The organism is Burkholderia sp. YHN3-13 (assembly GCF_055810675.1).
The window spans coordinates 31,635-58,101 of sequence record NZ_JBVVNQ010000011.1; the positions used below are offsets into that span (position 1 = coordinate 31,635).

Genomic DNA, 26,467 nt, shown 5'->3' on the forward strand with positions numbered 1-26,467 from the left:
CGGCCTCGCTTCAGCGCGGCGGCGACCGCCGCGTGGCCTGCTCACAACAGGCGGGACGGCCGTTTTGCCGGCCGTTGCGCGAATCGTTCGATGCGGCGGTGAAACGAAAGGCGATCGAAAACGAACCGAACGGCGATCCGAACGATTCGGCCCCCGAACGGCCGAAACCGGCTAAGCCGTTGTTCGTGTTGTGAAAATTCACGGCGCTTCGCGTATAATTCGCTTTTGCGCCCATAGGATTTGCCATGCGTCTGATCCAAAAAGCACTCACTTTCGATGACGTGCTCCTCGTTCCCGCCTTCTCCGACGTTCTCCCGCGCGACACCAGCCTCAAGACCAAGCTGACCCGCAACATCTCCCTGAACATGCCGCTCGTGTCCGCCGCGATGGACACGGTCACCGAAGGTCGCCTCGCGATCGCGATGGCACAGCAGGGTGGCGTCGGTATCGTCCACAAGAACCTCACGCCGGCCGAACAGGCCCGCGAAGTCGCGAAGGTCAAGCGTTTCGAGTCGGGCGTCGTCCGCGACCCGATCACCGTGCCGCCGCAAATGAAGGTGCGCGACGTGATCGCGCTGTCGCGCCAGCATGGCATCTCGGGTTTCCCGGTCGTCGAAGGCCCGCAGCTCGTCGGGATCGTCACGAACCGCGACCTGCGCTTCGAAACGCGCCTCGACGAACCGGTCAAGTCGATCATGACGCCGCGCGAGCGCCTCGTCACGGTCAAGGAAGGCACGCCGCTCGCCGAAGCGAAGGCGCTAATGCACAGCCACCGCCTCGAGCGCGTGCTGGTCGTCAACGACGCGTTCGAACTGCGCGGCCTGATGACCGTCAAGGACATCACGAAGCAGACCGAGCACCCGGACGCGTGCAAGGACGAACATGGCAAGCTGCGCGCTGGCGCGGCGGTCGGTGTCGGCCCGGACAACGAAGAGCGTGTCGAGCTGCTGGTGCAGGCCGGCGTCGACGTGATCGTCGTCGATACCGCGCACGGTCACAGCAAGGGCGTGCTCGAGCGCGTGCGCTGGGTCAAGCAGAACTTCCCGCACGTCGAGGTGATCGGCGGCAACATCGCGACGGCCGCCGCCGCGAAGGCGCTGGTCGAATACGGCGCGGACGCGGTCAAGGTCGGTATCGGCCCGGGCTCGATCTGCACGACGCGGATCGTCGCGGGGGTCGGCGTGCCGCAGATCAGCGCGATCGCGAACGTCGCGGATGCGCTGAAGGGTACCGGCGTGCCGTGCATCGCCGACGGCGGCGTGCGTTTCTCGGGCGACGTGTCCAAGGCTCTCGCGGCCGGCGCGAACGCGGTGATGATGGGCAGCATGTTCGCGGGCACCGAAGAGGCGCCGGGCGACGTGTTCCTGTACCAGGGCCGCCAGTACAAGTCGTACCGCGGCATGGGTTCGGTCGGCGCGATGAAGGACGGTGCGGCGGACCGCTACTTCCAGGACAACTCGGCGAACATCGACAAGCTCGTGCCGGAAGGCATCGAAGGCCGCGTCGCGTACAAGGGTTCGGTCAACGCGATCCTGTTCCAGCTGGTCGGCGGCGTGCGCGCCAGCATGGGCTACTGCGGCTGCCGCACGATCGACGAGCTGCACGACAAGGCCGAATTCGTCCAGATCACCGCGGCGGGCATGCGCGAGTCGCATGTGCACGACGTGCAGATCACGAAGGAAGCGCCGAACTACCACGTGGACTGATCGCCGATGAAACCGCTGCTGCGAGCCGTGCTGATCCTCGATGCCGTGCTGCTGCTGGCGTTCGGCGTGCTGTTCGTGCTGACGCCCTGGCAGTCGCTGTTCAACGCGCTGCAGTTGCAGAACATCCAGCCGGTCATGCTTGGCCAGGCGTTCGGCATCGCGTTGCTCGGGCTCGCGTGGCTCGCGTTTCATGCGGCGTTCAACGGTGACCTCACGGCGCCGGTGGCGCGGTCGGTCGGCCACGTGTACTGGCTGACCGGCGTGCTGACGATCGTCTGGTCGCTCGGCGCCGGCAGCGGTCCCGCGCTGGCGGCCGCCGGCAGGGTGCTGTCGGTCGTGGCCGGCGTCGCGCTGATCGTGCTCGGCCTCGGCGGCGTGCGGATCGCAGCGGCCGTGCGCCGGCGGGAGAAGGCGCAGGCGCTCGAGGCACGCGCACCGGCCCAGCGTCCGGCCGAGCCGGCGATGGCGCCGGCGGCGTCGCCCGCACCGCAGCGCGTGGAGCCCGTCGTCGGCCGTCCCGCGGCACCCGAAGCATCGTCGCCGGCGTCATCCGGTTCCAGTCGATCGTCCGGCGGCGTCGCACTCGACGAACGCCCGCCGATGCAGGATTGACCGGCGATGCGTCGCGCGAGCCGCCTGCCGCCCGACGCCGCTGTCCATGCTTTTGACGCAGCGCTCGATGCGCTGCTTTTCTTATTCTCTTCATCCCGTCCGCAGCCATGCACGACAAAATCCTGATTCTCGACTTCGGTTCGCAAGTCACCCAACTGATTGCGCGGCGCGTGCGTGAAGCGCACGTCTACTGCGAAATCCACCCGAACGATGTGTCCGACGACTTCGTCCGCGAGTTCGCGCCGAAGGCGGTGATCCTGTCGGGCAGCCACGCGAGCACGTACGAAGACCATCAGCTGCGCGCGCCGCAGGCCGTGTGGGATCTCGGCGTGCCGGTGCTCGGCATCTGCTACGGCATGCAGACGATGGCCGTGCAGCTCGGCGGCAAGGTCGAGTGGAGCGACCATCGCGAATTCGGCTACGCGGAAATGCGTGCGCACGGCCATACGCGCCTGCTCGACGGCATCGAGGATTTCACGACGGCCGAAGGCCACGGGATGCTGAAGGTCTGGATGAGCCACGGCGACAAGGTTGCCGAGCTGCCGCCGGGCTTCGCGCTGATGGCGTCGACGCCGAGCTGCCCGATCGCCGGCATGGCCGACGAGGCGCGCGGCTACTATGCGGTGCAGTTCCACCCGGAAGTCACGCACACGGTGAAGGGCCGCCAGATCATCGAACGCTTCGTGCTGCAGATCGCCGGCGCGAAGCCCGACTGGATCATGAAGAACCACATCGAGGAAGCCGTCGCGAAGATCCGCGAGCAGGTCGGTGACGAGGAAGTGATTCTCGGCCTGTCGGGCGGCGTCGATTCGAGCGTCGCGGCCGCGCTGATTCACCGCGCGATCGGCGACCAGCTCACCTGCGTGTTCGTCGACCACGGCCTGCTGCGCCTGAACGAAGGCAAGATGGTGCTCGACATGTTCGAGGGCCGCCTGCATGCGAAGGTCGTGCACGTCGATGCGTCCGACCAGTTCCTCGGCCACCTGGCCGGCGTGACCGATCCGGAAGCGAAGCGCAAGATCATCGGCCGCGAGTTCGTCGAGGTGTTCCAGGCCGAGGCGAAGAAGCTGTCGAAGGCGAAGTGGCTCGCGCAGGGCACGATCTACCCGGACGTGGTCGAATCGGGCGGCACGAAGACGAAGAAGGCAACGACGATCAAGAGCCACCACAACGTCGGCGGCCTGCCGGAAACGCTCGGCCTGAAGCTGCTCGAACCGCTGCGCGACCTGTTCAAGGACGAAGTGCGCGAGCTGGGCGTCGCGCTCGGCCTGCCGCCGGAGATGGTGTACCGCCATCCGTTCCCGGGCCCGGGCCTCGGCGTGCGGATTCTCGGCGAAGTGAAGCGCGAGTATGCGGACCTGCTGCGCCGCGCGGACGCGATCTTCATCGAGGAACTGCGCAACACGACCGCGACCGCGCAGGACGCGGCGGCCGGCCTGTGCGGCGAAGCCGATGTCGGCAAGAGCTGGTACGACCTGACGAGCCAGGCATTCGCGGTGTTCCTGCCGGTCAAGTCGGTCGGCGTGATGGGCGATGGCCGCACGTACGACTACGTGACGTCGCTGCGCGCGGTGCAGACGACCGACTTCATGACCGCGCACTGGGCGCACCTGCCGTACGCGCTGCTCGGCCGTGCGTCGAACCGGATCATCAACGAGGTGCGCGGGATCAATCGCGTGGTGTACGACATTTCGGGCAAGCCGCCGGCGACGATCGAGTGGGAGTGATTCACAATCGGCTCACGTCGTCTCGAGCAGTATCAAAAATCGACCGTGAGCCTTTTGTGTCAAGGGATTGAGTGATTCAGCGCGCATCCTGTTTCACTCAATCCCGGTCATTCGGGCGGTACGAATGACGGTACCGCATGAGACGGCTGGCTAGTCGCGCGAGGACGTTAGCCTGACCGTATCAAGGTGACCAATAAGGGCATCGATGAAAGCCCGGACCTTTGCCGACATGCTGCGGTGCGTCGGATACAACGCGTGAAGCTCGATGGGTTCCCGTCGCAATGACGGAAGGACCCGCACCAGGGTGCCCGCCGTCAAGGCGGGAGCCGCGAGGTAGCTTGGAAGAAAACCAATCCCGCCGCCGCCTTCAAGAACGATCTTCTGCGCAGCCGCGTCCGGGATGATTGCCTTGCCACGCGGCTGTATGGTCAATTCCGCTTTGCCATCCTGAAAAATCCAGTTCGTGGGCGCCTCCCGAACGATGAGCGCATGTCCGTGAAGTTCATCTGCCTCCATCGGAACGCCCGCTCGCGCCAGGTAGGACGGACTTGCGCATAACCACAATTCAACGGGTGGCAGCCTGCGAGCGATGAGCGACGAGTCAGGCAGTGTGCCGACGCGCACCGCTACGTCGATACCGTCGCGCGCAATGTCGACGTAGTTCGAGTCCGTGGTCAGCTCCACGGCGAGTTCCGGATAGCGGTCGAGAAATTCAGGCAGCATGGGCGCCACGAGTCCCTGCGCGAACGATTGCGTCGTGTTGATCCGTAGAAGCCCGCGCGGTTTTCCCGCGTAGCCATCGATGATCGCCTGCGCTTCCTGCAGGTCCTGAACTGCCCGCGACGCGTAGGGCAGCAGCAGTTTTCCCGCGTCAGTCAGCCGGAAATGTCGTGTGGACCGGTCGAAGAGCGCTGATCCAATCTCCGTCTCCAATCGTACGAGTGCCCGGCTGACGGACGATTTGGGCGTCTTCAGCGCCCGTGCGGTGCCGGAAAGGCTGCCGCTATCGGCTAATCGAAGAAAGATGATGAGGTCGGCCTGATCCATTTCGTATCGTTTTCCGGAACAGCGAGTCGCGATTCAGCCATCTTATATTCAAACCCGGAACAACCTAGACTTCTTCTCAACGGCGTACACCGCGCGTCATGACGAACCGAGGAAGTCATGGAGAACACGCAAACGAGCTATCTGGTCGCCGGCGCCGCCGGCAATCTTGGGCGCAGGGTCATTGATGCGTTGCTTCGCGCGCGGCCCGCCAGTGAGATCCGTGCGGGTGTTCGCGGCGGTTCAGCAGGCAAACATGCCCATCGTGCAAAGGGGTGGGCAGCGAACGGCGTAACCGTCGTCAATATGGATCTGGACGACCCGCTCAGCCTCAGGCACGCCTGTGCCGGCGTCGGTACCGTCATTTCGGCAGTTCAGGGCGGACCTGACACCATCATTGACGGCCAGTCCCGTTTGCTCGATGCAGCGCTCGCGGCGAACGTCGGGCGATTCGTCCCGTCGGACTTCTCGGAGAACCTGTTCTCGATTCCTGAAGGCATTAACCCTTACCTCGACATGCGGCGGACCTTCGATCGCAAGGTCGCCCCGAGTGGCATCGGCTATACCCACATCCTGAACGGTGGATTCATGGAGGCCGTGTTCTCCCACCCCGGCCTGATCGATGCCAACGCGGGCACGATCACTTACTGGGGGGACGACGAGGTGCCGCTCGATTTCACTTCCATGAGCGACGTCGCGGCCTGGACGGTGGCGGTCGTCGAGGATCCGGCATCGGCCAACCGGGTGGTGTCCGTGGCAGGTGACTGCCGCACCATTGCCCAGATCGCAGGTGACTATGCGGCAGCGACGGGCAGCGCGCTTCATCGGATTCGTCGAGGCTCGATCGCGGACGGATACGCCGAACTACGGCGAATGGCGAAGGCCGGTGCTCATCCGACGGCGATGCTGTCGCTCCAGTATCTGCTACCGATGATGTCGGGCGAAGGGACTTTGCGCGACATCGCGAATGACCGATATCCGGCGGTGCGGCCGACATCGCTCGTCGACTTCATGAAACGTCGCTACGCAACTAAAGGCAGCAAGTCATGAGTGATCTGATCAAGCCGTTTCATCTCGATGTGCCCGAGCACGAATTGTCCGATTTGCGCGAGCGACTGCGGCGGGTGCGCTGGCCCGACCCTGAGACCGTCAATGACACGAGTCAGGGTCCGCGGCTTTCAAAGCTGCAGGCACTGGTCGCGCATTGGATAGAGGGTTACGACTGGCGTCGCTGCGAGTCGATGTTGAATGACTTCGGGCAGTTCAAGACGACCATTGACGGCCTTGACATCCACTTCCTCCACATTCGGTCACCTGAACCCGATGCCGTTCCATTGCTGATGGCGCATGGTTGGCCCGGTTCCGTGCTTGAGTTCCGCAAGGTGATAGGGCCGCTCGGCAATCCCGCCGCACATGGCGGCGATCCGAGGCAGGCGTCTCACCTCGTCATTCCGTCGATGCCGGGATTTGGTTTTTCCGACAAACCTGATGAACCCGGATGGGACATGTCGCGCATTGGGCGCGCTTACGTTCAACTGATGCACCGACTGGGCTATGACCGTTGGGCCATGCAAGGTGGTGATCTTGGCGCAGGCGTGACGGACGAAGTCGCGTCACTGGCGCTCCCCGAGCTTATGGGTATCCATCTGAACTTCGCGATGTTCATGCCCACGCCGGACGAAATGCGCGACGCGACGCCGGATGAGCAGGGCATGCTCGACAGTGCCCGGTATTTCTGGAGCACGCTATCCGGATACGCTCAACAGCAGCAGACGCGACCGCAGACGATAGGCTACGCGCTCGCGGATTCTCCGGTTGCGCAGGCAGCGTGGATTTACGCGATGTTCCAGGACACGTGCGGCACCGCGGGCAACGCGGAAGCTTCCTTCACGCTCGACGACATGCTCGACGACATCATGTTGTACTGGATACCCAATACGTCGGCTTCGTCAGCACGACTGTATTGGGAACTGAAGCGATCCAGCTGGTCCTCCGCGGCTCGTATCGATCGTCCCATTGCCGTGCCGTCTGGATTCACCATGCTTGCTGGCGAACACGTACGAAAATCGCGGCGGTGGATCGAACGACGCTACCGCGATGTGCGGCACTTCGGCGAGCACGAGCAGGGTGGCCATTTCGCCGCGTTGGAAAATCCGAATGCGCTGGTAAGCGATATTCGCGCGACATTTGCGAGCATCCGTTAAAGAAGAGCCAATGGCCCATCTGCTTCCGAACGTTGTTCGGAAGGGATTTAGCTCGGCCGCAAAAGCCTGGACGGCGAACACGATTGCGGCGGACGCAGACGAAACAGTGGGTTCCTGGCCGGCCGATGCCGCAATCGTGCGTCAATCAACGTAGGGGGTGCGCCGCACGAATTTCATCCGCCACCTTTGGCGGACTGTCACGCCGTCCAAACCGAGCGGCGTGAACGGCTTGATCGGACCGGCCTGAAATAGCAGGAGGATCGCTCATCCGAACAGGCCGCGAATAACCAATGCTACCCGCGCCAGCCGCGTGCTGTGCTTGATCCGGCCTGAGCTTTCGAGCTGAGCCAGCCCATGAAGGGTTGCCCAAAACGTCTCCGTCGCCACGTCGACATTCAGACTCGACGGCACGACAGCGGCAAGCACCTCGAAGGCTTCTCTCAGTTCGGGCCTGGTGTCGGCTTCTGCGAAAAGCAAGTCGGTCGGCATCGTGAACATCGCCTCGTAGAGCGCGGGATTGTCGCGAGCGAAGTCGAGATAGGCGATCGCAACGCTTTCGCACGCCTGGCGGGGATCGTTTGATCGCTGCGCCGCTTGATGAAGCGCCGCCTTGATTTCCCGAAAGCCTTCGAGCGCAACGGCGCCGACGATCGCGTCCCGGTTCCTGAAGTGCGAATAGAGTACGGGCTGGCTGTACTCGATCTCGTCAGCCAGGCGGCGAACGGTAACGGCGCTCCAGCCCTCTGCCTCCGCAATTTGTCGGGCCGCTGCGGTGATGCGCTGCTCGCGTGCGTCCCGGTCCCTGTTCTTGCGCTCGGCGACCCCCATCACTGATTCCCCCAAAAGCCTCTTTGACCCGAAATTATACCGATGCTTGAAGATATAGCATTGCTAGACTATGATTCTAGCGTTGCTAGATATTTTTGCTCAGATAGAGCTCCGAAGCAGGCAGTGATGTGACCCCCTAACCGCAAAAGGACTTCATCCATGACCAGCGCTACCTCCCCTGATCTGACCAGGCTCGGCTACCTCTTTGCCGAGATCATGTCCAACCACGATGTATCGCGCCTCGACGAGATCAAGGCCCCGAACTACGTGAACCACAACGCATTCGCTGAGCCCGGACTGGAAGGTTCCAAGAAGGTACTTGGGGCCATCATCGCGGGCGTTCCCGACCTGAAGGTCACCGCGGAGGACGTTTTCGTGTCGGCCGACGGCTCCCGCGTGGTCGGTCGCTATCGCTACGAGGGCACCCACACCGGCAACCTTCTCGGCTACCCCGCGACCGGCAGGCCCTTCGTCATGCGCTCGATCGACATCTGGCGGGTGGAACACGGCCGCTTCGTCGAACACTGGGACGAACTCAACACCCTCGAGGTCTTCATCCAGATCGGCGCCGTCCAGCCGCCCAAGCAGCCTGCGTAAGCTTCCGGGTCGGGTTCACGTCCGGGCAAAAAAACGGCTTGGCGCTTGCCAAGCCGTTTTTGCATTCACGCATCGCGTGGAACGGGACGCGTCGTGTCACCGGGCGCGACCGGATGCCTACGCGTGCGCGCACCCGAGCGAACGCAGATACGTCGGCACCTTCGCCTTGCTCGTTGCCTGGACCCGCGACATCAGCGCGTGATCGATGCGATCCAGCCCGTACGTCCGGGCGATGTCGTGCTGCAATCGGCACCACAGATGGCCGGCCATTTCGGCATCGACCATCGCCCGGTGCGCGCGGCCCGATTTCGGTAACCGCAGCATCTCGACCAGGCTCGACAGGCGATGACTGCGAGCGTCCGGGTAGATCCGTCTCGCCACCAGCATCGTGCAGGCGAACGCATGCTCGGCCGGCATGCCGAGCTGCCCGAGCTCCGACTGCCAGAAGCGTTTGTCGAAACCGGCGTTGTGGGCGACGACCGCATGCTTGCCGACGAACGCCGCGGCTTCCTTCATCACTTCGGACGCCGGCGGTGCCGACGCGATCATGTCGTTCGTGATGCCGGTGAGCGCGACGACATCGGACGGGATGCGCCGGCCCGCATTCATCAGGCTCTGGAAGCGGTCGACGATCTGCCCGTCACGCAGAAGGATGACGGCGATTTCGGTCGCACGGTCGCCCATGTTCGGCGACAGCCCGGTGGTTTCGAAGTCCAGTACCGCGACGGTCTGCATGGTTGAATCCTGCTGCTTCATGGGGTGACGTTTGGGTTGGCCGAGAGAGTAGCATCATCGGGGCGGAGATAGGCTCGTTTGGCCCGAGAAACGCGCGTTCTCGCTATTGCACCGTTTGTGACTGGCTGCGATGCAGGGGCGTGATCCGACTGACGTTGTTCCACGCGTGATCGTCGCGCGGCAAGCTCACCCGGACCTTCGGCCATCCGGATCAAGATCGGATGACGGCAGGAAATCCGGGCTTGCCAGCGCGGCGGCTATCCGTTACCTGCGCTCGAGAACGACATGGCATCGGCGCGATTGGCGTCCGACAGCGGGCCGCGAACGGGAATCGAGATGTCATCGCTCGGATAACGTGCGAATGGATGTCGCACCGGTTCCCGATCCTGCTCAGGATCGTTCGCTACCGCGATAACGAAGGTGAATCAGCGGATACGGCCGCCCTTGTCCGTCGCAGGCCGATCGTCCGCAGCGCTCGAACCCGAGCCGCTCGTAGAATGCCGTGGCCGCTTCGTTCTGCTCGTTGACGTCGGTCGTCAAATCGGGGTGGCGCCCGAGCGCAGCTTCGACAAGCCGCCGACCGACACCCGTCCCATGATGGGCGGGATCGACGAACAGCGCTTCCATGTGACTGCCGTCGAGCAGCATGAAGCCGATCGGCCGATCGTGCGCGTCGACAGCGAGGTCGAGCGGCGCGGCCGGCAGGAACGTGACGACTTCGGCTTCGATGGCGCGGCGGTCGTCGTCGCTCAGGAAGGGGTGGGTTGCGTCGACGGCACGGCGCCAGATATCCAGCACGCGTGTGCCGTCTGCCTCGGTGGATTGGCGAATTCTGATCATGATTGGATAGGTTGTGATCCGGTGCCCGGCGGGTAGCCCGCACCGCGATGGATCGGGCGCATCGTCCGCACGGTAGCGCGGAAACGACGGCGAAGCGTCAAACGGGCGAGCGCCGCGCGTCGCCCAGGGATGCCGACCGTTCGATCGCCCGTCGCGCGACGTCGCGCACGCCCGCACTCATCGGCACGTCATCACGATCGAGCTCGTCGAGGGCGAACCAGCGCGCATCGAGCGCATCGTCGCCGGCGGCGGGCGTGCCGCGCAGCCATCGGCACAGCACCGCGACCATGATGAAATGCTGGCGCACGGCGCCGCCCGCATCGTAATCGAACGCATCGAGCGCGGTAAAGGCGTCGAGTGCATCGACCGCGACGGTCGTCTCTTCGGCGATCTCGCGAACGACCGCGTCCGCGATCGGTTCGCCCGGTTCGATCTTGCCGCCGGGGAACCCCCAGCAGCCCGCGTCGGGCGGATTCGCGCGGCGCACGAGCAGCACGTCGCGCTCGCGCAGCACGATGCCGATCACGGCGGGAACGGGGCGCACGGTTGCGGCGGCGCCGATTGCGGAGGGCTGCGTTCCGGACATGGGCGTGTCTATGCGTTGGTGCGTCGTTCGATCGCGCGAATCACCGCGACCATGTCGTCCGATCCATGTCCGGCTTTTTCGGTCTCGCCGTAAAGCGCGTGACAGACGTCGAGCAGCGGCGACGCGATGCCGGTGCCGCGCGCGGATTCGGCGACGAGGCGCGCGTTCTTCAGCACGTCGGTGATCGCGGCCTGCACGGAGAAATCTTCCGCGACGAGCTTGCCGAGTTTCACGCGCGATACGTCGCTTGCCATCGGGCCGGCGTTCAGCACGTCGGCGAAACGTGCGAGATCGATACCGTGACGTTGTGCGAAATGCGTGGCTTCGGTCAGGCCGGTGACCATCGTGATCAGGAACAGGTTGACGGCCAGCTTCATCGTCAGCGCCGACGGCACGTCGCCGCACACGAAGCTGTCGCGGCACAGCGGCTTCACGAGCGCGCGCACGGCGTCGACGTCGTCCGGCGCACCGGCCAGCATCACGACGAGCTGGCCCGCTTCGGCCGGCTTGCGCGACCCCGATACGGGCGCCTCGACGTAGCGGCCCGACGCGGCGGCGATTTCATCGGCGAGCGCACGCGAATACCCGGGTGCGTTGGTGCCCATGTTCACGATCGTGTGGCCGCCGACGCGCGCGGCAAAACCGGGTGTGCCGCGCGCGAGGACGGCGTCGATCGCCGCGTCGTTCGCGAGCATCAGGATCACGGTGCGGCACGCCGCGAACACGTCGTCGACGTGCTCGGCGATGCGCGCGCCGGCGGCGCGCAGCGCATCGTCGCTGCCGCGCGACCGGCTCCACGCGACGAGCGGCGTGCCGGCACGCGCGAGATTGAGCGCCATCGGCGTGCCCATCACGCCGAGGCCGATGAATCCGACTGCGGTTTGCATGTCCTTGCTCCCACGGTGGGTGGAGACGTTCGTGGGCGTCAGTATCGCAGCGTTTCCACACGCGTGCCATCGCGCCCGCGAACCCGCGCGGCGGCTGCTAGTCGATATCCGCCAGATAGGGCCACGGATAGATGCCGCGCGCGTGGCCGTCGCCGAACATGAAGCGCACGCCGTAGCCGGCCGGCTCCACGCCTTCGAGCGTCAGGTCGGGCCGGGCATCGACGCGACCGCCGTCACGCCGGATGCGTCGGCATGCCGCGCACGGGCATTCGGAGCGCAATCGCGCATAGCCGATGCGCTGCGTTGCGCCGTCGGGCCAGCGCAGCATGAGCGCGCCTGCCGGATGGTCGAGCGCGATTTCGGTTGGCGCGATCATCGGGGCGTGTCGCCGATTTGCCGGATCGCGATCCGTACGGCCTTGCGGACTTCCGGGTCGCGATCCTCGAGCACATCGTTCAGGGCGGGCAGCGTCGCAGGGTCGCGCAATTCGCCGAGCGCGAGCGCGGCTTCCTTGCGCAGATTGCTGATCGCATGCGAGAGCAGCGCGACGACGGCCGGCGCCGCAGCCGCGTCGCGCAACTGCCCGAGTGCGCGTGCTGCGCGCAGACGCACCTGCCAGTAGTCGTCGTCGAGCGCGGCGACGAGCGGCTCGCGCGCCAGCGTCACGCGCAGCTTGCCGAGCGTGGTGGCTGCTTCCTCGCGTACTTGCCATGCGTGATCGCGCAGCGCGGCGAGCAGCGCATCGATGACGGCCGCATCGCCGGCTGCCGCGAAGCCGATCGAGCCGACCGCGGCACGTCGCACGTCCGCATCGGTATCGGCCGTCGCGATGCGCGCGAGCGGCGAAAGCGCGCGCGGATCCTTGAGCCAGCCGAGCACCGTGACGGCTTCGGCGCGCACGGCGGGGGGCTCGGCCTCGAGCGCATGCAGCGCGGGTGCGAACGCACCGGGGTCGCGCAACTCGCGCAATCCGCGCAGCACGGCACGGAGCACGAACGGCTCGGGCCGGTCGGCCCAGCGGCACAGTACGGGACCCGACGCCGGATCCTTCAGTTCGGACAGGCTCTGGGCGGCGGCGGCGCGCACGTCGTCGTCCGGATCGAGCAGCGCGCCGCACAGCGCCTCGACGACGTCGGGCTGTTCCCACGCACCGAGTACGCGGGCGGCTTCGCCGCGCACGTCGGCCGACGGGTCGGTGCGCAGCGCGGCGACGAACGCCGGCACGCGTTCGGGATCCTCGAGATCCGCGAGTTCGAACAGCGCGACGCGGCGCACGGATGCGTCGGACGCGGCGAGGCGGGCGACGAGCGCGGCCGGGTCGCGCTCGTGTGCGCCGGGTAGCGGGGCGGCGAAAGGAGAGTCGGTCATGAGCGAAGAAAAAGGGCGTTGACGTACGCGGTCAGCGCAGCAGGTAAGGGATCTCGACCTTGACTGCGCCGGTCGGGCAATCGCGCTCGCACGGCATGCAGTACCAGCATTCGTCGAACTGCATGTAGGCCTTGCCCTTGGTCACGTCGATCGCGAGCAGGTCGAGCGGGCACACGTCGACGCAGACGGTGCACCCCTTGTCGGCGATGCAGCGTTCCTCGTCGATCGTCACGGGTGCGCTGCTGCGCAGGAAGATGTCGTGCGGGGTATGGGGCACGGTAGGGCTCCTTAGAGGGCAGTCGCGAGCGCGGCCGGTTCGCGGATGCGCAGATTCGTGTAGGCACCGCGATCGTCGTCGGCCAGCGGCACGACGTACGGTTCGACCGGCCGCTTCTCGCTGCGCATCGCGCCATCGGCATCCTTGCGCAGCCACGTGTGGCAGAACCATTCGGCGTCGTCGCGATGCGGGAAGTCGACGCGATGGTGGTACAGCCCCCAGCGGCTCTCGGTGCGGAACAGCGACGCGCGCGCGGCCATTTCCGCGCAGTCGCGGATCGCGCGCACTTCGGCCGCCCGCATCAGTTCGTGCGGATGATCGGCCTTGATCTGTTCGATATCCTCAGTAATACCGTCAAGGCGTTGCAGCCCGATTTCCATCTTGCGCGTCACCTTCGGCGGTTGCAGGTAATCGTTCACCATGCGGCGCAGCTTGTATTCGACCTGCGCCGGCGCGAGGCCGTGTTCGCGCAGAAGCGGGGCCATCACGCGGGCGCGTTCGGCCTCGACCTGTTCGTCGTCCACCGGCGCAAGGTCGCGTCCGGCCACGTCGTCGGCCGCGTTCTGCCCGGCGAACCAGCCGTACGTGAACGCGCCGAGCATGTAGTTGTGCGGGACGGCCGCCATGTCGCCGGCCGCGTAGAGCCCCGGCACGGTCGTCTCCGCGCGCGCGTTCACGTACACGCCCGATGCGCTGTGACCGCTGCAGAAGCCGATCTCGGAGATGTGCATCTCGACCATCTGGCTGCGGTAGTCGGTGCCGCGCCCCGCGTGGAAGCGGCCGCGGCTCGGCCGTTCGTTCGTATGCAGGATCTGCTCGATGGTCTGGATCGTTTCTTCCGCGAGATGGTCGAGCTTCAGGAACACCGGGCCGTTGCCGCTCTGCAGTTCCTGGTAGAACTCCCACATCATCTGGCCGCTCCAGTAGTCGCATTCGATGAAGCGCTCGCCCTTGCCGTTCGCGGTGAAGCCGCCGAGCGGGCCCGTCACGTACGCGCACGCCGGGCCGTTGTAGTCCTTGATCAGCGGATTGATCTGGAAGCATTCGAGATTCGCGAGCGCGGCGCCCGCGTGATAGGCCATTGCGTAACCGTCGCCCGCGTTGGTCGGGTTCTCGTAGGTGCCCATCAGGTAACCCGATGCCGGCAAGCCGAGGCGGCCGGCCGCGCCGCAGCAGAGGATCACGGCCTTCGCGCGGATCACGTGAAACTCGGCGGTGCGGCAGTCGAAACCGAGCACGCCGCTTGCGCGGCCCTGCGTATCGGTCAGCACGCGCGTCGCGACGATCCGGTTCGTGATCGCGATGCGCGCGCGCTTCAGTTGCCGGTACAGCACCTTCTTGATGTCGTGCCCCTCCGGCATCGGCAGCACGTACGAGCCCATGTGATGGACCTTCCTCACCGCGTAGTCGCCGGTGCCGTCCTTCTCGAACTTCACGCCCCAGCGGTCGAGCTGCTCGATCGTCGTGAAGCTGTGCGCCGCGTACGCGTACACGGCTTCCTGGTCGACGATGCCGTCGTTGGCGATCGTGATTTCGCGCGTGTACTGTTCGGGCGTCGCGTGACCGGGGATCACCGCGTTGTTCAGGCCGTCCATGCCCATCGAGATCGCGCCGCTGCGCTTCACGTGGGCCTTCTCGAGCAGCAGCACACGCAGGGACGGGTCGCGCTCCTTCGCCTTGATCGCCGCCATCGGCCCGGCCGTGCCGCCGCCGACCACGACGACGTCGTATTCGTGAACCTGGGTTGTCATCGCTGTTTCCTTGCAGATTTGCGTGGTTTTTGCCGGTCGATGCGCAGCCGGTACTGGAATGCGTCGCCACGGAAGTAGAGGTATTCGTAGTCGATCGGGGCGCCCGACGCGTCGTGCGTGAGGCGCTCGATGCGCAGCACGGGGCTGCCGTCCTCGACGTGCAGCGCATCGACGATCTCGTCGTCGGCGAGGATCGCGTCGATCGACACGTCGGCATGACCGAGCGGGATGCCGCAGTCGTTTTCCAGCACGAGGAAGATGTCGCGGGTCGTGAGGTCGGCGCCCGCGAGGCGCTTGCCGAGCGCTTCCGGCACCCAGGTCTGTTCGAGCGACACCGGTTCGCGGTTCAGCAGCCGCACGCGGTGGATTTCGACGAGCGGCGCGCCCTCCGGCACGTTCAGCTTGGTCGCGAGATGGCGGTCGGCTTTCACGGTGCGCAGGCTGCGCAGCTGGTTGACGATCTCGTAGCCCATCGACGACATCGCCTCGGCGAAGCCCTGCAGCGACGTCACGTTCTGGAACGCCTTCGGCTTCGACACGAACGTGCCCTTGCCGTGCAGCTTGAACAGCAGTCCTTCCTTCTGCAGGTCGCCGAGCGCCTGGCGCACCGTGATGCGGCTGACATCGAACATCGCGCACAGCTCGTGCTCGGACGGCATCCGGCTGTGCGGCGCATAGGTGCCGTCGAGAATGCGCGCGCGCAGCATGTCCTTGATCTGCACGTAGAGCGGGGCCGCCGATAGCGGCACGACGTTGGATGCGGTCATCGATCAACTTGTTATGACAAGATGGTTCGAGTGTAGTCAGCGTGGCCGCGCGGCCAAACCAACCATTTCCGATAACGAATTTCCGATTCCGGCAAAGCGGGGCGAACGCGTGACCGGTTCGTTGCCGGCCGCGCGGATTGGCCGACAATGAAAAATCGCCGGCCCGTGACCCGCGGATGTCGATTTCCCGATGATTCGCCCGTCGTATCCATGTCGACCGGGTATGGCGCCGCACATGCGGCCTGTACCCGGTTTCCGAGGATGGCCGAAACGGACAAGGAGGCGCCAAATGACGGATTCCCGTTACCGCTGGGTGATCGTCGCCGCGGGCGGCCTGATGGGCTGCGTCGCGATCGGCGCGATGTTTTCCCTGCCGGTGTTCCTGCGCGCGATTGCGCGCGACACGGGCTGGTCGATGACCGGCATTTCCACGGCGATGACGCTCGGCTTCATCGCGATGGCCTTCGCGAGCATGGCGTGGGGCATCCTGTCGGACCGGATCGGCACGCGGCCGGTCGTCCTCGCGGGCGCGGTGCTGCTGTCGGCGAGCCTCGCGCTGGCGAGCAGCGTGCCGTCGCTGTTCGCGTTCCAGCTGACCTTCGGCCTGGCCGTCGGCGGCGCGACGGCCGCGATATTCGCGCCGATGATGGCGTGCGTAACGGGCTGGTTCGACACGCACCGCAGCCTCGCGGTGTCGCTCGTGTCGGCCGGCATGGGAATGGCGCCGATGACGATGGCGCCGCTCGCCGCGTGGCTCGTATCGGTGCGCGACTGGCGCACGTCGATGCTGCTGATCGCCGGGCTGGCGGCCGTCGTGATGATTCCGGTGTCGCTGCTGGTACGGCGGCCGCCCGCGCTCGACCCTGCCTCCGCGCACGCCGCGCCTTCGGCTGCCGGCGCACCGGCGGCGATGTCGGTCGCGGATGCGCTGCGCTCGCCGCAGTTCATGATCCTGCTGCTGACCAACTTCTTCTGCTGCGCGACGCACTCGGGCCCGATCTTCCACACGGTCAGCTACGCGGTCACGTGCGGCATCCCGCTGATCGTCGCGGTGTCGATCTACAGCGTCGAGGGGCTCGCCGGGATGGGCGGCCGGATCGCGTTCGGCATGCTCGGCGACCGCCTCGGCGCGAAGCGCATGCTGGTGGCGGGGCTGCTCGCGCAGGCGCTCGGCGCGCTCGGCTATTACTTCGTGCGCTCGCTCGACGGGTTCTACGCGGTCGCGACGCTGTTCGGCTTCATCTATGCGGGCGTGATGCCGTTGTATGCGGTGCTCGCGCGCGAGAACTTCCCGCTGCGGATGATGGGCACCGTGATCGGCGGTTGCGCGATGGCCGGCAGCCTCGGGATGGCCGCGGGCCCGGTCGCCGGCGGCCTGATCGTCGATACGTTCGGCAGTTACGGCTGGCTGTACCTCGGTTCGTTCGCGATCGGCCTCGGCGCGTTCCTGATCGCGATGATGTTTCGCCCGTTCGCGAAAACGCGGCCGGAAACGGCGGCCGCTTGATGCGGCGGCGGAAACGGGACGGCTGCCGTTTCGACGGACCGGCGCGGTCCGGCGCGCCTCGTCACGAATAGAAAACAGGGCCCGACGCCGTTTGCGTCTGGAGCGGCCCGCACGGCGCTCGGCCCGCTGCGGCGCAGCAGAGCGGCATTTGACGGTGATCGGCGTGCATGCGTGGCGATTCGGCCCCTAAAAAGCACAATATCGAGCATATATTCGAAGGGCCTGTCATAGCCGCGTCACCCTGCTAGAATTCGGCCTGCCGCATTGTTCCGATTGACTGATGAGATTGCTTGACGCCCTGGTCGAACAACGTATCGCCGCCGCCGCCGCGCGGGGCGAGTTCGACGATTTGCCGGGTACCGGCGCGCCGCAGGCGCTGGATGACGACCTGCTCGTGCCCGAGGAGGTGCGGGTGGCCAACCGTATCCTGAAGAACGCGGGCTTCGTGCCGCCGGCCGTCGAACAATTGCGCGCGCTGCGCAACCTGCATGACGAAGTGCAGGCGGTCAGCGACCGTGCCGCGCGCTGCCGGCTGCAGGCGAAGATTCTCGCGCTCGACATGGCGCTCGAATCGCTGCGCGGCGGCCCGATGGTGATGCCGCGCGACTACTGCCGGCGCATCGCGGAGCGCCTGTGCGAGCGCGGGCTCGACGAAGCGCCCGCCGACATGGGGCCGATGTGACGTCCGACGCGCTGCACGACGCAGCCCGGTCGGCAACCGCTCCGGCGGCCGAACCGGCCACCGATACACCTGTTCCCGAAGCCACGCCCGTGTCGGCGCGCGACCTGCATTTCATGCGGCTCGCGCAGGCCGCCGCCGAAGAGGCGCGCGCGGCCGGCGAGGTGCCGGTCGGCGCGGTGCTCGTGCGCGGCGACGAAGTGATCGCGCGCGGTTTCAACCATCCGATCGGCGGGCACGACCCGTCCGCGCATGCGGAAATGGCCGCGCTGCGGATGGCCGCGCAGCATCTGCGGAATTACCGGATGCCCGGCTGCGAGTTGTACGTGACGCTGGAGCCGTGCCTGATGTGCGCGGGCGCGATCATGCATGCGCGCATCGCGCGGGTCGTCTACGGCGCCGCCGATCCGAAGACGGGCGCGTGCGGCAGCGTGATCGACGCGTTCGCGAATCCGCAGCTCAACCACCATACCGAAGTGACGGGCGGCGTGCTCGCCGACGAGTGCGGCGCCGCGCTGAAGTCGTTCTTCGCCGAGCGCCGTCGCGCGCTGCGCGAGGCGCGGCTCGCCCGCGATGCCGCACCCGGCGCGTCATAAGCCCACCCGTCAGGCACGACGCCGTGAACCGGAGACGGTTCGGACCCTCTAAGCAGGTTTGACGACCCGACACCTTTCCCCCATGTCCTTCCAGCCCGCCGCGTCCTATACCATCCGCCTGCTGGCGCCGTCCGGTTATCCGCACGACCCGGACGCGATCAATCGCGCGCTCGAACGCCTCAGCACCGCGCAGCATCGCATCGAGAACATCGAGGCGACGCAGCGGCGCTACCAGCGGTTCGGCGGCACCGACGGGGAGCGGGCAGGCGACCTGAACCGCCTCGCCGATCCCGAGCGGCCGCTGCCGGACATCGCGCTCGCGGTGCGCGGCGGCTACGGCGCCGCGCGGATCCTGCACGGGCTCGACTACCGCGGGCTCGAGCGCCGGCTGCGCGACCAGCCGGTCGCGCTCGTCGGCCACAGCGACTTCACCGCGATCCAGCTCGCGCTGTATGCGAAGGCGCGCATCAAGACGTTCGGCGGCCCGATGCTGTCCGCCGACTTCGGCGCGGAAACGCCGAGCGACTTCACGATGCAGCACTTCTGGCAGACGCTGACGCAGCCGGGCACGACGATCGTCACCGAGGCGCCGCAGGTGCAGGCGGCGAACGTGACGGGCACGCTGTGGGGCGGCAACCTCGCGATCCTGACGTCGCTGATCGGCACGCCGTACATGCCCGACATCGAAGGCGGCATCCTGTTCATCGAGGACGTCAACGAGCAGCCGTTCCGGATCGAGCGGATGATCTACCAGTTGCACCTGTCGGGGCTGCTCGCGCGCCAGCAGGCGCTCGTGCTCGGCCAGTTCACCGGCGCGCGGCCGTTCGAGTACGACAACGGCTACGACATGCAGGCCATGATCGACCAGGTCCGAGCGGTGATCGGGATCCCGGTCGTCACGGGGCTCCAGTTCGGCCATGTGCCCGACCTGCTGACGCTGCCGTTCGGCGCGCAGGCGCAACTGGTCGCGAATGCGCACGGCTTCCGGCTGACCTTGTCGGACTACCCGCATCTCGGCTGATGCAGGCGCGATCGATCGAAAGGCGGGTTTCCCGCCTTTTTCTTTATGTAAATGCGCAACTAACGGTCGAAAATTTTCATCGACACACGACCGATTGTTGCCCGGGTATGCACCAGTTTTGTCAACAAAATGGCCGGTCGGGTATACGACAGGAAAGGCCTCAGACAGGCATGTGAGGCTTGTCTTGCATGGAATAAGCGCATCCTGCACCGAACCGGGTCGCGTCGATGCACGCCGATTGTGCGAAATCCCGGAAAAGAATTGTTGACAATCTTTATGTCCGCCCTAGGATGAGGACCATCACACGATGCAGATCATGAACGAGCCCGATTCCCAGCCGTCCGGCGCAGCCGGTCCCGAAGCGATCGCCGAGCGGATCCGCACCGCGATCCTCGAGCACCGGCTCGCGCCCGGCGCGAAGCTGACGGAGGCGCAGCTCTGCGACGTGTTCGGCGTGAAGCGCGGGACGATCCGCCAGGCGCTCGCGCAGCTCGCGACCGACAAGCTGGTCGATCTCGAGCCGAACCGTGGCGCGTTCGTCGCGAGCCCGACGCTGCAGGACGTGCACGAGGTGTTCGAGATGCGCCGGATCATCGAGCTGGCGGTGGTCGAGCGGCTGGCAACCGGGCCCGGCGCGAAGCGGCTCAAGGGCGTCGCCGCGCTGATCGACAAGGAACGCAAGGCGTTCGAGCGGCACGACTTCGCGGCGTGGATCCGGCTGTCGGGCGAATTCCACACGGCGCTCGCCACGCTGATGGGCAATGCGACGCTCAGCGCGTGCCTCGAAGGGCTCGTCGCACGCTCGACGCTGATGTCGGCGCTGTACGAATCGCACGGGCGCAGCCCGTGCTCGTGCGACGACCACGACGAGATCCTCGCCGCGCTGGAGGCGGGAGACCCGAAGCAGGCGGTGACGCTGATGGCGCGCCACCTGCAGCATGTCGAACTGAAGATGCTGGACCGGCCCGCGCAAGGGCAGGTCGATTTGCGCGAAGTGTTCGGCGGCGCCTGAGCGGCGACGCGAACCCGGCCGCGCGCCACAGAACGAGCGAAATGCAGGCCCGCGGTATTTGCCGCGGGCCGCTGGTCCGACTCCGGGCGACGATCCGGAGCGATATCGATGACGGTGGAGCGGCCGCCCGGCCGCGTCAAGGAGAAGTCATGGCTCAGTTCAGTGTGGCGCACGAGAGCGCCTTTCCGGCGAAAGAAGGCGGCGAGGGCGGCGATCCGACGCTGCCGGACGGTTACAGCGAACGTCTGTACAACGAAGATTTGGCACCCCTGAAGAATCAGACGTGGGGCGCGTACAACATCTTCGCGTTCTGGATGTCGGACGTGCACAGCGTCGGCGGCTACGTGTTCGCGGGCAGCCTGTTCGCGCTCGGGCTGACGAGCTGGCAGGTGCTGATCGCGCTGATCGTCGGCATCGGCCTCGTGAACGCGCTGTGCAACCTGATCGCGCGGCCGAGCCAGCAGATCGGCGTGCCGTATCCGGTCGCGTGCCGCGCGACCTTCGGCGTGCTCGGCGCGAACGTGCCGGCGGTGATCCGCGGGCTGATCGCGATCGCGTGGTACGGCATCCAGACCTATCTCGCGTCGAGCGCGCTCGTGATCGTCGTGCTGAAGTTCTTCCCGCAATGGCTGCCGTACGCGGACGTCCATCGCTACGGCTTCCTCGGGCTGTCGGCGGTCGGCTGGGCCGGCTTCATGCTGCTGTGGGTGCTTCAGGCGTTCGTGTTCTGGAACGGGATGGAGACGATCAAGAAGTTCATCGACTTCGCCGGCCCGGCGGTCTACGTCGTGATGTTCATCCTCGCCGGCTACATGGTGTGGCGCGCGGGCTGGCGCAACATCGGCATCAACCTCGGCGGCGTCAAGTATCACGGCGCGGAAGTGATCCCGGTGATGATCACGGCAGTGTCGCTGGTCGTGTCGTACTTCTCCGGGCCGATGCTGAACTTCGGCGACTTCTCGCGCTACTGCCGCTCGTTCGGCGACGTGAAGCGCGGCAATTTCTGGGGGCTGCCCGTCAACTTCCTCGCGTTCTCGCTCGTCACGGTGATCACGACGGCGGCGACCTTGCCGGTGTTCGGCGAACTGATCACCGACCCGGTCGAGACGGTCGGTCGCATCGACCATCCGACCGCGGTGATCCTCGGCGCGCTGACGTTCACGATCGCGACGATCGGCATCAACATCGTCGCGAACTTCGTGTCGCCCGCGTTCGACTTCTCGAACGTCGCGCCGCGGCTGATCAGCTGGCGTGCGGGCGGGATGCTCGCGGCCGTCGCGTCGATCTTCATCACGCCGTGGAACCTGTTCAACAACCCGGCCGTGATCCACTACACGCTCGACGTGCTCGGCGCGTTCATCGGCCCGCTGTACGGCGTGCTGATCGCCGACTTCTATCTCGTCAAGCGCGGCCGGCTCGTGCGCGACGACCTGTACACGATGTCGGAGAGTGGCAGCTACTGGTATACGGGCGGCGTGAACCGCCGCGCGCTCGCCGCGCTGCTGCCGGCGGCCGTGATCGCGGTCGTCTGCGTGATGGTGCCGGGCTGGCAGGCCGCCGCGAATTTTTCCTGGTTCATCGGCGCGGGGCTCGGCTTCGTGTTCTACCGGCTGCTCGTGAGCACGAAGGCGTGAGGAGCGTGCGATGAAGATCCGACTGATCAATCCGAATACGACGCAGCGGATGACCGATGCGATGGGGCGCTGCGCCCGCGAGGTCGCGGCCGCGGGCACGGAGATCGTCGCGGTGAGCCCGCCGATGGGGCCGCCGTCGATCGAAGGTTATTACGACGAGGCGCTCGCGACGCCGGGGCTGCTCGCCGAGATCGCGCAGGGCGAGCGCGACGGCTGTGACGCCTACGTGATCGCGTGCTTCGGCGACCCGGGCCTGTACGCGGCGCGCGAACTCGCGCGCGGGCCGGTGATCGGCATCGCCGAGGCCGCGATGCATGCGGCGAGCGTGCTCGCGCCGGGCTTCTCGGTCGTCACGACGCTCGCGCGCACCTGCGGGATGGCGTGGCACCTCGCGGAGCGCTACGGGATGAAGCGCTTCTGCCGCAACGTGCGCGCGACCGACGTCGCGGTGCTCGAACTCGACCGGCCGGGCTCGGCCGCGCGCCGGATCATCGTCGACGAATGCCGGCGCGCGCTCGACGAGGACGGCGCCGACGCGATCGTGCTCGGCTGCGCGGGGATGGCCGAGTTCGCGCACGAGATCGAGCAGCAGATCGGCGCGCCGGTGGTCGAAGGCGTCACGGCGGCCGTCAAGTGGGCCGAGGCGCTCGTCGCGCTGCGCCTCGCGACCGCGAAACGCGGCGATTACGCGCGGCCGCTGGCGAAACGCTACGACGGCGCATTCGCCCGCTTCAGCCCGCCGGACGGGGAGGCGGCGGAGCCGGTCCCGAATTTGCCGCAACCGCATATACACACCGTCTGACACGCACTATCTGCGTCGCTGTATGGGCGCGTATGAACGTTTTCGCTACACTGGGCCGTCATCGCATCGGCTCGTGCGGCCGGCTTCCGGCGCCGCGCGGTCGATGCGAACCCATTATTTCAGCCCGCTTGCGCCGTACTTCGAACCCATGTCACTCGATCCCAACTATCCTCGCGACCTGATCGGCTACGGCCGCCATCCCGTTCAGGCGAACTGGCCGGGGCGCGCCCGCGTCGCCGTGCAATTCGTGCTGAACTACGAGGAGGGCGGCGAGAACTGCGTGCTGCACGGCGATCCGGGCTCCGAGCAGTTCCTGTCCGAAATCGTCGGCGCGGCCGCGTATCCGGACCGCCACATGAGCATGGAGTCGATCTACGAATACGGTTCGCGGGCCGGCGTGTGGCGCATCCTGCGCGAATTCGAGAAGCGCGGGATGCCGCTGACGGTCTTCGGCGTCGGCATGGCGATCGAGCGTCATCCGGAGCTCGCGCGCGCCTTCGTCGAGCTCGGCCATGAAATCGCGTGCCACGGCTGGCGCTGGATCCACTACCAGAGCATGACGCCGGAACTCGAAGCGGAGCACATGCGCCTCGGGATGGAAGCGATCGAGCGTGTGACGGGCGAGCGTCCGCTCGGCTGGTATACCGGCCGCGACAGCCCCAATACGCACCGCCTGGTCGCGGAATACGGCGGCTTCCTGTACGACTCCGACAACTACGGCGACGACTTGCCGTTCTGGATGGACGTCAAGGTGTCGGGCGGCGGCACGTCGCCGCAACTGATCGTGCCGTACACGCTCGACACGAACGACATGCGCTTCGCGACGCCGCAGGGTTTCAACACCGGCGATCACTTCTTCGACTACCTGCGCGACGCATTCGACGTGCTGTACGCGGAGGGCGACGAGGCGCCGAAGATGCTGTCGATCGGCATGCATTGCCGGCTGCTCGGCCGGCCGGGCCGGTTCCGCGGGCTGCAGCGTTTTCTCGATCACCTCGAGAAGCACGATCGCGTTTGGGTGACGCGCCGTGTCGATATCGCGCGCCACTGGCGTGAACATCATCCGTATCAGCCCAATCATCAAGACGAAGGGAAAGCATGAAGGCGATGCGCTACACGTTGGAACAACTGAACACGATGGCGCCGAGCGCATTTGTCGCGGCGCTGTCGGGGATCTTCGAACATTCGCCGTGGGTGGCCGAGGTCGCCGCGGGCGAGCGGCCGTTCGCGAGCATCGACGCGCTGCACAAGACGATGGCGGACGCGGTGGAAACGGGCGGCGAAGCGCGCCAGCTCGCGCTGATCAACGCTCACCCGGAATTGGCCGGCAAGGCCGCCGTGCGCGGCGAGCTGACGGCCGAGTCGACGCGCGAGCAGAGCGGTGCGGGCCTCGACCAGTGCACGCAGGAAGAATTCGACAAGCTGCTGACGCTGAACCGCACGTATCGCGAGAAGTTCGGCTTCCCGTTCATCCTCGCGGTGCGCGGTTATGACCGCCACGGCATCATCGCGAACTTCGAGTCGCGCGTGAATCATTCGCGCACCGAGGAACTGCGTGCGAGCCTCGACCAGATCTACCGGATCGCGCGCTTTCGCCTCGACGACCTGATCGACGCCTGACACCGCGCACGGCCCGCTGTGTCGCGGCGGCCGGATCGCAATCACTGAAACAAGGAAACATCATGGCTGTTCCGCTTCTCGATCCCAACGCACCCGAATTCACGCGGCGCTACGTGAATCTTGCCGACCCGCGTCTCGGTGCGCAGGCGCTCGAGGCCAGCGACGATTTCTTCGCGCCGAAGGACCGGATGCTGAACCCCGAGCCGGCCGTCTTCATCCCCGGCAAGTACGACGACCACGGCAAGTGGATGGACGGTTGGGAAACGCGCCGCAAGCGCACGACGGGGTACGACTGGTGCATCGTCAAGCTCGCGCGCCCGGGCGTGATCAAGGGCTTCGACATCGACACGAGCCACTTCACCGGCAACTTCCCGCCGGCCGCGTCGATCGAGGCCGCGTTCGTGGCCGACGGCGCGCCGACGCATGCGACCGAGTGGGTCGAGATCGTGCCGTCGACGACGCTGCAGGGCAACAGCCATCACTACGTCGAAGCGAGCGACGCACGCGCGTTCACGCACCTGCGCGTGAACATCTACCCGGACGGCGGCATCGCGCGCCTGCGCGTGTACGGCCAGCCGCAGCTCGACTGGGCCGGCGCGAGCGCGACCGAGCAGTTCGACCTCGCGGCGATGGAAAACGGCGGTTACGTCGTGGCCGCGAACAACCAGCACTTCGGCGTCGCGTCGAACCTGCTGCTGCCGGGCCGCGGCGTGAACATGGGCGACGGCTGGGAAACCCGCCGCCGCCGCGAGCCGGGCAACGACTGGGCGATCATCGCGCTCGCGCAGCCGGGCGTGATCCGCAAGATCGAAGTCGATACCGCGTTCTTCAAGGGCAACTTCCCGGACCGCTGCTCGATCCAGGCCGCGTACGTGTCGGGCGGCACGGACAGCTCGCTGATCACGCAGTCGATGTTCTGGCCGGTGCTGCTCGGCGAACAGAAACTGCAGATGGACAAGCAGCACTATTTCGAACAGGACATCGCGTCGCTTGGCCCTGTCACGCACGTGCGACTGAACATCATTCCGGACGGCGGCGTGTCGCGCCTGCGCCTGTGGGGAACGCTCGACAAATGAAGACGCTCGTTATCGAACCGCTGACCAGGGAAGCCTTCGCGCCGTTCGGCGACGTGATCGAAACGGACGGGGCGAAGCAGATCCCGATCAACCTCGGCACGACGATCCGCTTTCACGATCTCGCGAAAGTCGACGTGACGGACGAGGGCGGCCGCACGCTCGTCAACCTGTTTCGCGGCCAGCCGCGCACGCTGCCGTTCGAAGTGAAGATGCTGGAGCGGCACCCGCTCGGCAGCCAGGCGTTCGTGCCGCTGAACGACCAGCCGTATCTCGTCGTCGTCGCGCCCGCGGGCGATCTCGATCCGGCGAAGATCCGTGCGTTCGTGACGAGCGGCTGGCAGGGCGTCAACTACGCGAAGGGGGTGTGGCATCATCCGCTGATCGCGCTCGGCGGCGTCAGCGATTTCATCGTCGTCGATCGCGGCGGTGACGGCCTGAACCTGAACGAGCAGGATCTGCAGGAATCGCTTTGGCTCACCGACGAGGCGCTGCATGCGCTGACCGCCTGAGTCGTCGACGCTTCCGTTGCCTGCCCGCCGAAACCCGCGCAAGATGCGCGGGTTTTTTTATGTGCGCTCGCTTTGTCGCGAC

Annotated in this window: 29 protein-coding genes; 17 read left to right on the forward strand and 12 right to left on the reverse strand. The window is 66.3% G+C overall.

Features of this window, described 5'->3' with window-relative positions; all coding sequences use genetic code 11:
• Positions 1–10 precede the first annotated feature (10 nt).
• On the reverse strand, positions 11–235 hold the full coding sequence (locus AC0KUR_RS23330) for a hypothetical protein (protein WP_034188826.1): 225 nt from the start codon (positions 233–235) through the stop codon (positions 11–13).
• A gap of 10 nt (positions 236–245) precedes the next feature.
• On the opposite strand from AC0KUR_RS23330, the gene guaB reads away from it, so the two are divergent.
• From guaB to guaA, 3 genes are all read left to right on the forward strand, one after another.
• Positions 246–1,706 carry an IMP dehydrogenase gene (guaB, locus tag AC0KUR_RS23335; protein ID WP_034188825.1) on the forward strand — a complete coding sequence of 487 codons (1,461 nt, stop codon included), beginning with the start codon at positions 246–248 and terminating at the stop codon, positions 1,704–1,706.
• Positions 1,707–1,712: 6 nt separating this feature from the next.
• Positions 1,713–2,318, forward strand: a complete 606-nt coding sequence (locus AC0KUR_RS23340) for a hypothetical protein (protein ID WP_034188824.1) — start codon at positions 1,713–1,715, stop codon at positions 2,316–2,318.
• Positions 2,319–2,425: 107 nt separating this feature from the next.
• A complete protein-coding gene (gene guaA, locus AC0KUR_RS23345) occupies positions 2,426–4,045 on the forward strand; it encodes a glutamine-hydrolyzing GMP synthase (RefSeq protein ID WP_034188823.1) in 1,620 nt (539 codons plus the stop codon).
• A 150-nt stretch (positions 4,046–4,195) separates the two neighbouring features.
• Here the strand turns inward: guaA and AC0KUR_RS23350 are convergent, their stop codons facing one another.
• Entirely contained in the window at positions 4,196–5,092 is an 897-nt protein-coding gene (locus AC0KUR_RS23350; protein WP_473376472.1) for a LysR family transcriptional regulator, read from the reverse strand.
• A gap of 117 nt (positions 5,093–5,209) precedes the next feature.
• On the opposite strand from AC0KUR_RS23350, the gene AC0KUR_RS23355 reads away from it, so the two are divergent.
• Both AC0KUR_RS23355 and AC0KUR_RS23360 read left to right on the forward strand, forming a co-directional pair.
• Entirely contained in the window at positions 5,210–6,139 is a 930-nt protein-coding gene (locus tag AC0KUR_RS23355; protein WP_473376473.1) for an NmrA family NAD(P)-binding protein, read from the forward strand.
• Positions 6,136–7,293, forward strand: coding sequence for an epoxide hydrolase family protein (locus tag AC0KUR_RS23360; RefSeq protein WP_473376474.1), 1,158 nt, complete (start codon positions 6,136–6,138; stop codon positions 7,291–7,293). The genes AC0KUR_RS23355 and AC0KUR_RS23360 overlap by 4 nt, the downstream gene beginning before the upstream one ends.
• 264 nt (positions 7,294–7,557) lie before the next feature.
• On the opposite strand, the gene AC0KUR_RS23365 is transcribed toward AC0KUR_RS23360, so the two are convergent.
• Entirely contained in the window at positions 7,558–8,121 is a 564-nt protein-coding gene (locus AC0KUR_RS23365) for a TetR/AcrR family transcriptional regulator (protein ID WP_124608938.1), read from the reverse strand.
• 159 nt (positions 8,122–8,280) lie between these two features.
• Here AC0KUR_RS23365 and AC0KUR_RS23370 point away from each other — a divergent pair, with 159 nt between their 5' ends.
• The gene (locus tag AC0KUR_RS23370) at positions 8,281–8,718 is read left to right on the forward strand and encodes an ester cyclase (protein WP_221623295.1); all 438 of its coding nucleotides are present in this window, start codon (positions 8,281–8,283) and stop codon (positions 8,716–8,718) included.
• 117 nt (positions 8,719–8,835) lie between these two features.
• Here AC0KUR_RS23370 and AC0KUR_RS23375 read toward each other — a convergent pair whose 3' ends face one another.
• From AC0KUR_RS23375 to AC0KUR_RS23415, 9 genes are all read right to left on the reverse strand, one after another.
• Positions 8,836–9,453, reverse strand: a complete 618-nt coding sequence (locus AC0KUR_RS23375; protein ID WP_049032646.1) for a 3'-5' exonuclease — start codon at positions 9,451–9,453, stop codon at positions 8,836–8,838.
• A 390-nt stretch (positions 9,454–9,843) separates the two neighbouring features.
• Positions 9,844–10,293 carry an acetyltransferase gene (locus tag AC0KUR_RS23380; protein WP_049032644.1) on the reverse strand — a complete coding sequence of 150 codons (450 nt, stop codon included), beginning with the start codon at positions 10,291–10,293 and terminating at the stop codon, positions 9,844–9,846.
• A gap of 97 nt (positions 10,294–10,390) precedes the next feature.
• Positions 10,391–10,879, reverse strand: coding sequence for an NUDIX hydrolase (locus AC0KUR_RS23385; protein ID WP_049032643.1), 489 nt, complete (start codon positions 10,877–10,879; stop codon positions 10,391–10,393).
• An 8-nt stretch (positions 10,880–10,887) separates the two neighbouring features.
• The gene (locus AC0KUR_RS23390; RefSeq protein WP_473376475.1) at positions 10,888–11,766 is read right to left on the reverse strand and encodes an NAD(P)-dependent oxidoreductase; all 879 of its coding nucleotides are present in this window, start codon (positions 11,764–11,766) and stop codon (positions 10,888–10,890) included.
• Between the two features lie 97 nt (positions 11,767–11,863).
• Positions 11,864–12,142, reverse strand: coding sequence for a gamma-butyrobetaine hydroxylase-like domain-containing protein (locus AC0KUR_RS23395; protein WP_069706312.1), 279 nt, complete (start codon positions 12,140–12,142; stop codon positions 11,864–11,866).
• Complete coding sequence (locus AC0KUR_RS23400) at positions 12,139–13,134, reverse strand: HEAT repeat domain-containing protein (RefSeq protein WP_473376476.1); 996 nt, start codon at positions 13,132–13,134, stop codon at positions 12,139–12,141. The genes AC0KUR_RS23395 and AC0KUR_RS23400 overlap by 4 nt, the downstream gene beginning before the upstream one ends.
• Before the next feature lie 31 nt (positions 13,135–13,165).
• On the reverse strand, positions 13,166–13,411 hold the full coding sequence (locus tag AC0KUR_RS23405; RefSeq protein WP_034188813.1) for a 4Fe-4S dicluster domain-containing protein: 246 nt from the start codon (positions 13,409–13,411) through the stop codon (positions 13,166–13,168).
• Between the two features lie 11 nt (positions 13,412–13,422).
• On the reverse strand, positions 13,423–15,162 hold the full coding sequence (locus AC0KUR_RS23410; RefSeq protein ID WP_473376477.1) for a fumarate reductase/succinate dehydrogenase flavoprotein subunit: 1,740 nt from the start codon (positions 15,160–15,162) through the stop codon (positions 13,423–13,425).
• Entirely contained in the window at positions 15,159–15,929 is a 771-nt protein-coding gene (locus AC0KUR_RS23415) for a GntR family transcriptional regulator (RefSeq protein ID WP_069706309.1), read from the reverse strand. Before AC0KUR_RS23415 ends, AC0KUR_RS23410 begins: the two co-directional genes overlap by 4 nt.
• A 289-nt stretch (positions 15,930–16,218) precedes the next feature.
• Between AC0KUR_RS23415 and AC0KUR_RS23420 the strand changes: the two genes are divergently transcribed.
• The 11 genes from AC0KUR_RS23420 (at position 16,219) to AC0KUR_RS23470 (ending at position 26,385) form a co-directional block, all read left to right on the forward strand.
• Positions 16,219–17,436 carry an MFS transporter gene (locus tag AC0KUR_RS23420; protein WP_473376478.1) on the forward strand — a complete coding sequence of 406 codons (1,218 nt, stop codon included), beginning with the start codon at positions 16,219–16,221 and terminating at the stop codon, positions 17,434–17,436.
• Positions 17,437–17,716: 280 nt separating this feature from the next.
• The gene (locus AC0KUR_RS23425) at positions 17,717–18,118 is read left to right on the forward strand and encodes a DnaJ family domain-containing protein (RefSeq protein ID WP_473376479.1); all 402 of its coding nucleotides are present in this window, start codon (positions 17,717–17,719) and stop codon (positions 18,116–18,118) included.
• Positions 18,115–18,711: a tRNA adenosine(34) deaminase TadA gene (gene tadA / locus AC0KUR_RS23430; protein WP_049034427.1), complete on the forward strand. Its 597-nt coding sequence runs from the start codon at positions 18,115–18,117 to the stop codon at positions 18,709–18,711. The genes AC0KUR_RS23425 and tadA overlap by 4 nt, the downstream gene beginning before the upstream one ends.
• An 82-nt stretch (positions 18,712–18,793) precedes the next feature.
• Positions 18,794–19,732 carry a muramoyltetrapeptide carboxypeptidase gene (gene ldcA / locus AC0KUR_RS23435; protein WP_034188808.1) on the forward strand — a complete coding sequence of 313 codons (939 nt, stop codon included), beginning with the start codon at positions 18,794–18,796 and terminating at the stop codon, positions 19,730–19,732.
• Positions 19,733–20,039: 307 nt separating this feature from the next.
• The gene (locus AC0KUR_RS23440; RefSeq protein WP_034188807.1) at positions 20,040–20,744 is read left to right on the forward strand and encodes a GntR family transcriptional regulator; all 705 of its coding nucleotides are present in this window, start codon (positions 20,040–20,042) and stop codon (positions 20,742–20,744) included.
• 149 nt (positions 20,745–20,893) lie between these two features.
• Positions 20,894–22,378: an NCS1 family nucleobase:cation symporter-1 gene (locus tag AC0KUR_RS23445; RefSeq protein WP_069706305.1), complete on the forward strand. Its 1,485-nt coding sequence runs from the start codon at positions 20,894–20,896 to the stop codon at positions 22,376–22,378.
• 10 nt (positions 22,379–22,388) lie between these two features.
• Positions 22,389–23,180 (forward strand): aspartate/glutamate racemase family protein, encoded by a 792-nt coding sequence (locus AC0KUR_RS23450; protein WP_034188805.1) that lies wholly within the window; start codon positions 22,389–22,391, stop codon positions 23,178–23,180.
• Between the two features lie 148 nt (positions 23,181–23,328).
• Entirely contained in the window at positions 23,329–24,282 is a 954-nt protein-coding gene (gene puuE, locus AC0KUR_RS23455) for an allantoinase PuuE (protein WP_034188804.1), read from the forward strand.
• The gene (gene uraD, locus AC0KUR_RS23460) at positions 24,279–24,800 is read left to right on the forward strand and encodes a 2-oxo-4-hydroxy-4-carboxy-5-ureidoimidazoline decarboxylase (RefSeq protein ID WP_034188803.1); all 522 of its coding nucleotides are present in this window, start codon (positions 24,279–24,281) and stop codon (positions 24,798–24,800) included. Before puuE ends, uraD begins: the two co-directional genes overlap by 4 nt.
• Positions 24,801–24,862: 62 nt before the next feature.
• Positions 24,863–25,876, forward strand: a complete 1,014-nt coding sequence (gene alc, locus AC0KUR_RS23465) for an allantoicase (RefSeq protein ID WP_059561796.1) — start codon at positions 24,863–24,865, stop codon at positions 25,874–25,876.
• Positions 25,873–26,385, forward strand: a complete 513-nt coding sequence (locus AC0KUR_RS23470; protein ID WP_034188801.1) for an ureidoglycolate lyase — start codon at positions 25,873–25,875, stop codon at positions 26,383–26,385. Before alc ends, AC0KUR_RS23470 begins: the two co-directional genes overlap by 4 nt.
• Positions 26,386–26,467 lie beyond the last annotated feature (82 nt).

Excerpts from the sequence above, each read along its gene's own strand:
- AC0KUR_RS23375 (WP_049032646.1), bottom strand. The coding sequence starts at position 9,453 with ATGCAGACCGTCGCGGTACTGGACTTCGAAACCACCGGGCTGTCGCCG.
- AC0KUR_RS23380 (WP_049032644.1), bottom strand. The coding sequence starts at position 10,293 with ATGATCAGAATTCGCCAATCCACCGAGGCAGACGGCACACGCGTGCTG.
- guaA (WP_034188823.1), top strand. The coding sequence starts at position 2,426 with ATGCACGACAAAATCCTGATTCTCGACTTCGGTTCGCAAGTCACCCAA.
- AC0KUR_RS23470 (WP_034188801.1), top strand. The coding sequence starts at position 25,873 with ATGAAGACGCTCGTTATCGAACCGCTGACCAGGGAAGCCTTCGCGCCG.
- AC0KUR_RS23445 (WP_069706305.1), top strand. The coding sequence starts at position 20,894 with ATGGCTCAGTTCAGTGTGGCGCACGAGAGCGCCTTTCCGGCGAAAGAA.
- AC0KUR_RS23410 (WP_473376477.1), bottom strand. The coding sequence starts at position 15,162 with ATGACAACCCAGGTTCACGAATACGACGTCGTCGTGGTCGGCGGCGGC.
- puuE (WP_034188804.1), top strand. The coding sequence starts at position 23,329 with ATGTCACTCGATCCCAACTATCCTCGCGACCTGATCGGCTACGGCCGC.
- AC0KUR_RS23385 (WP_049032643.1), bottom strand. The coding sequence starts at position 10,879 with ATGTCCGGAACGCAGCCCTCCGCAATCGGCGCCGCCGCAACCGTGCGC.
- AC0KUR_RS23440 (WP_034188807.1), top strand. The coding sequence starts at position 20,040 with ATGCAGATCATGAACGAGCCCGATTCCCAGCCGTCCGGCGCAGCCGGT.
- AC0KUR_RS23340 (WP_034188824.1), top strand. The coding sequence starts at position 1,713 with ATGAAACCGCTGCTGCGAGCCGTGCTGATCCTCGATGCCGTGCTGCTG.
- AC0KUR_RS23360 (WP_473376474.1), top strand. The coding sequence starts at position 6,136 with ATGAGTGATCTGATCAAGCCGTTTCATCTCGATGTGCCCGAGCACGAA.
- guaB (WP_034188825.1), top strand. The coding sequence starts at position 246 with ATGCGTCTGATCCAAAAAGCACTCACTTTCGATGACGTGCTCCTCGTT.
- AC0KUR_RS23395 (WP_069706312.1), bottom strand. The coding sequence starts at position 12,142 with ATGATCGCGCCAACCGAAATCGCGCTCGACCATCCGGCAGGCGCGCTC.
- AC0KUR_RS23330 (WP_034188826.1), bottom strand. The coding sequence starts at position 235 with ATGGGCGCAAAAGCGAATTATACGCGAAGCGCCGTGAATTTTCACAAC.
- AC0KUR_RS23350 (WP_473376472.1), bottom strand. The coding sequence starts at position 5,092 with ATGGATCAGGCCGACCTCATCATCTTTCTTCGATTAGCCGATAGCGGC.
- uraD (WP_034188803.1), top strand. The coding sequence starts at position 24,279 with ATGAAGGCGATGCGCTACACGTTGGAACAACTGAACACGATGGCGCCG.
- AC0KUR_RS23365 (WP_124608938.1), bottom strand. The coding sequence starts at position 8,121 with ATGGGGGTCGCCGAGCGCAAGAACAGGGACCGGGACGCACGCGAGCAG.
- ldcA (WP_034188808.1), top strand. The coding sequence starts at position 18,794 with ATGTCCTTCCAGCCCGCCGCGTCCTATACCATCCGCCTGCTGGCGCCG.
- AC0KUR_RS23420 (WP_473376478.1), top strand. The coding sequence starts at position 16,219 with ATGACGGATTCCCGTTACCGCTGGGTGATCGTCGCCGCGGGCGGCCTG.
- alc (WP_059561796.1), top strand. The coding sequence starts at position 24,863 with ATGGCTGTTCCGCTTCTCGATCCCAACGCACCCGAATTCACGCGGCGC.
- AC0KUR_RS23450 (WP_034188805.1), top strand. The coding sequence starts at position 22,389 with ATGAAGATCCGACTGATCAATCCGAATACGACGCAGCGGATGACCGAT.
- AC0KUR_RS23425 (WP_473376479.1), top strand. The coding sequence starts at position 17,717 with ATGAGATTGCTTGACGCCCTGGTCGAACAACGTATCGCCGCCGCCGCC.
- AC0KUR_RS23355 (WP_473376473.1), top strand. The coding sequence starts at position 5,210 with ATGGAGAACACGCAAACGAGCTATCTGGTCGCCGGCGCCGCCGGCAAT.
- AC0KUR_RS23415 (WP_069706309.1), bottom strand. The coding sequence starts at position 15,929 with ATGACCGCATCCAACGTCGTGCCGCTATCGGCGGCCCCGCTCTACGTG.
- AC0KUR_RS23370 (WP_221623295.1), top strand. The coding sequence starts at position 8,281 with ATGACCAGCGCTACCTCCCCTGATCTGACCAGGCTCGGCTACCTCTTT.
- AC0KUR_RS23400 (WP_473376476.1), bottom strand. The coding sequence starts at position 13,134 with ATGACCGACTCTCCTTTCGCCGCCCCGCTACCCGGCGCACACGAGCGC.
- AC0KUR_RS23390 (WP_473376475.1), bottom strand. The coding sequence starts at position 11,766 with ATGCAAACCGCAGTCGGATTCATCGGCCTCGGCGTGATGGGCACGCCG.